The organism is Saccharothrix coeruleofusca (assembly GCF_014648515.1).
GTDB classification, from domain to species: Bacteria; Actinomycetota; Actinomycetes; order Mycobacteriales; family Pseudonocardiaceae; genus Actinosynnema; species Actinosynnema coeruleofuscum.
The window spans coordinates 30,747-33,916 of the sequence record NZ_BMRG01000014.1; the positions used below are offsets into that span (position 1 = coordinate 30,747).

Annotated in this window: 3 protein-coding genes; all 3 read left to right on the forward strand. The window is 71.0% G+C overall.

Features of this window, described 5'->3' with window-relative positions:
* Window positions 1-289: 289 nt before the first annotated feature.
* Genes IEZ00_RS26930 through IEZ00_RS26940 form a run of 3 tightly spaced genes read left to right on the forward strand, consistent with a single transcriptional unit; the run spans window position 290 to window position 2,757 of the window.
* The gene (locus IEZ00_RS26930) at window positions 290-1,342 is read left to right on the forward strand and encodes a PQQ-dependent sugar dehydrogenase (RefSeq protein ID WP_229796128.1); all 1,053 of its coding nucleotides are present in this window, start codon (window positions 290-292) and stop codon (window positions 1,340-1,342) included.
* Window positions 1,343-1,359: 17 nt separating this feature from the next.
* Window positions 1,360-2,250: an SDR family NAD(P)-dependent oxidoreductase gene (locus tag IEZ00_RS26935; RefSeq protein ID WP_189226139.1), complete on the forward strand. Its 891-nt coding sequence runs from the start codon at window positions 1,360-1,362 to the stop codon at window positions 2,248-2,250.
* Window positions 2,251-2,268: 18 nt separating this feature from the next.
* Window positions 2,269-2,757: a DUF1097 domain-containing protein gene (locus tag IEZ00_RS26940; protein ID WP_189226140.1), complete on the forward strand. Its 489-nt coding sequence runs from the start codon at window positions 2,269-2,271 to the stop codon at window positions 2,755-2,757.
* Window positions 2,758-3,170: the final 413 nt, after the last annotated feature.

Sequence of the window (3,170 nt, forward strand, 5' to 3'; positions counted from 1 at the left end):
CCTCGACGGAGGACACCAGTCCACGGCTGCCGACGGCGTGCTGCTTCAGAGTCATTGTTTTCCTTTTCGGGCTTCGGTTTCGGCGACCTCGGGCCGCCTCGTGGGACCCAGTCTGCGGGCACTCCGCCCCGCCACGGGCGCCCTCCTCATCCCCGGTCCGGCAGGGCGACCCAGAAAAGCCGGTCCGTCGCTAGCGTTGCCGCCATCCACATCGGTCGCCGCCACGACGGCAGGAACGGTGGAAATTCCTGTGAAAAGCACAGTTGCTGTCGCATGTCTCATCACGACCTTGGTCGCCTGTTCACCGTCCCCCGACCCGGCGGCCACCGCGCCCACCGCGGCGGGGCTGGTGCCGGGACAGGTGACCGAGCTGGCCCGCGGCCTGCACATGCCGTGGGGCCTGACGTTCCTCCCCGACGGCTCGGCCCTGGTGTCCGGGCGGGTGTCCGGCGAGATTCGCCGCATCCCGGCCGCTGGCGGCGAAGCGGCACTGGTCGGCTCCGTGCCGGGCGCCACCCAGAGCGCGGAGGGCGGACTGCTCGGGCTGGCCGCCTCGCCCGCGTTCGAGTCCGACCGCACCGTTTTCGCCTACGTGTCGTCATCCCCGGCCAACCGGGTCGTCGCGCTGCGGGTCGCCGAGGACTTCCGGTCGTTGCACCAGGAGCGAGTGGTGCTCGACGGCATCGGCACCGGCAACCGCCACCACGGCGGGCGCCTGCAGTTCGGCCCCGACGGCAACCTGTGGATCGGCACAGGTGACGCGTTCGACACCGCGACCGCACCGAACCGCGACTCGCTCAACGGCAAGGTCCTGCGCATCCGTCCGGACGGGACGGTCCCGCCGGACAACCCCTTCGGCACACCTGTCTTCAGCACCGGGCACCGCAACGTGCAAGGCATCGCCTTCGGCGAAGACGGCACGGCCTACGCCGCCGAGCTCGGTCTGAACGCCTGGGACGAGCTCAACGTGCTGCGCGCGGGTGCCGACTACGGCTGGCCCGGCTCGGAAGGCCCGGACGGGCAGGGGGGCGAGCGGCCGATCTTCGCGCTGCGGCCCACCGAGGCGTCGCCGTCGGGCATCGCGTACGCGGGCGGCGCGGTGTGGGTCGCGTGCCTGCGGGGCCAGCGGTTGTGGCGCCTGCCGGTGGACGGGAGCACTCGCACCGGCGATCCGACCCCCTACCTGGTCCAGCAGTACGGCCGCCTGCGAGCCGTGCACGTCGCGCCCGACGGCGCGCTGTGGATCACCACCTCCAACACCGATCGCACGACGCTCGGCGGCGTCGCCCCCAAGAACGGCGACGACCGCCTCCTGCGCGTCGAGCTCGTTCCCGCCCGATAGTCCGAGGAAGGATCACCATGTCCGTCGTACTGATCACCGGAGCCGCCACCGGCATCGGCAACCACACCGCCAAAGCGCTGGCCGTCGACGGCCACACCGTCTACGCCAGCATGCGGGATCCGTGGGGACGCGACGCCGAACACGCCGAGGAAGCGATCGCCTTCGCCGAACGGGAATACGTCGACCTGCGGGTCATCGCACTGGACGTGACGTCCCAGGAGTCCGCCGACAAAGCCGTTCAGGCGATCCTGGATGCCACCGGCAGGCTGGACGTCGTCGTCCACAACGCCGGGCACCTCGCCATCGGTTACGTCGAAGCGTTCCCGGTCGAGGACGTCGGGCACCTGATCGACATCAACGCACTCGGCGCACACCGCGTCAACCGCGCCGCGCTGCCGCACATGCGAGAGATGAGGTCCGGAGTCCTGCTCTACGTCGGCAGCACCATCGGTGTCACCACACCACCGTTCCTCGGCCCGTACGTGGTCGCCAAGGCCGCCTTCGACGCGCTGGCCGTGGTCACCTCCTACGAGACGCACCCGTTCGGCATCGAGACCAGCATCGTCATGCCCGGCGTCATCGTGCGGGGAACCCAGCACTTCCCCGACGCGGCCCAGGCGACCGACCACGAGGTCACGGCAGCCTATGCCGAGCTCGATCCGCTCGTCGCGCGCAACGAGGAGGCGACCATGGGGCTGTTCCCGCCGGGAGTCGTCTCCGGACCGGAGGGCGTCGCCCGTGAAATCTCCCGCGTCCTCGCGCTTCCGTTCGGGCACAAGCCTTTCCGCACCGTCGTCGACGACACCGAGTCCGGCGTGGACAAGGTCAACGAGACGGCTCAACTCGCTCGCGAGGACTTCGTGACCCGCATGGGCTACAGCGAACTCCTCGTCCCCGCCCAGCACTGAGACTCCCCGGAGGAACCGATGTCCCAGCACGCCGTCACCGCGCACACCACTTCGCGGTTCGTCGTCTTCACCGTCATCGCGGGAGCCGTCGCCGCCGTGGCCGCGTTCGCCGCCGACTCGCTGAGCTTCCCCGCCTGGGCGATGTTCGTCGGCTGGGTCGCCTGGTTCAGCCGTCCCACCTCCCCCGTGCAGGGCGCGCACGCCATGGTCTGCCTCTGGCTGGGCCTGGTCCTGGCCGCATCGGGCCAGCTCCTGGCCGGGGCGCTGGCTCCGGTGGCGGGTCCCGCGGCACTGCCACTGGCCGTCTTCGTCCTCGCGCTCGTCGTGGTGGGCCTGCGCACGACGCCGGTCCTGAACAACATGCTCGCCTGGTTCCTGGGTCTGATCGCGTTCTACGCCGCCCACTCCGACGAGATCGGTCCCGCGCTGCTGACCCTGGGGGCCGCCACCGCGATCGGGGCGGCTGCGGGCTTCGCCTGCCAACGCCTTCAGCGCCGGTTCGCCTGAGCCCCGAAGCCGGTGTGCCGGTGGCGTGGAAAGATCCATCGCTGGTCGCCACCGGCACACCGGCCCCCGGTCCCGACGAAGCCACGCGCCCGGACCGGAAGCCCGGACGCTTGAGGCGGGACTGCCCAGCGGACCGCACCGGACCAGTTCTCCTCCGCGCCCGGAGTGGACCGATCGTGCGGCATTCGCAGCGTTGACGCGCCGACTCCCCCGTCGGCTGCGCGGTCACCCTCAGCGGACGCGCCTGCGGCTGATCGGTCCCGACTGGAGCATCCGCCGGGCCGCAGCCCTCCCGATGGCCGTCGCGCTGCTGATCGTCCGGTCGTCGCGCCCGGACACACGGCTGCCCGCCCTCCCCCCGCAGGGGGAGAGAGAATCACCGCGCAGAGTGACGAACAACGTGTTCAGGCTCT

Coding starts and splice junctions, on each gene's coding strand:
- IEZ00_RS26940 (WP_189226140.1), top strand. CDS start 2,269: ATGTCCCAGCACGCCGTCACCGCGCACACCACTTCGCGGTTCGTCGTC.
- IEZ00_RS26935 (WP_189226139.1), top strand. CDS start 1,360: ATGTCCGTCGTACTGATCACCGGAGCCGCCACCGGCATCGGCAACCAC.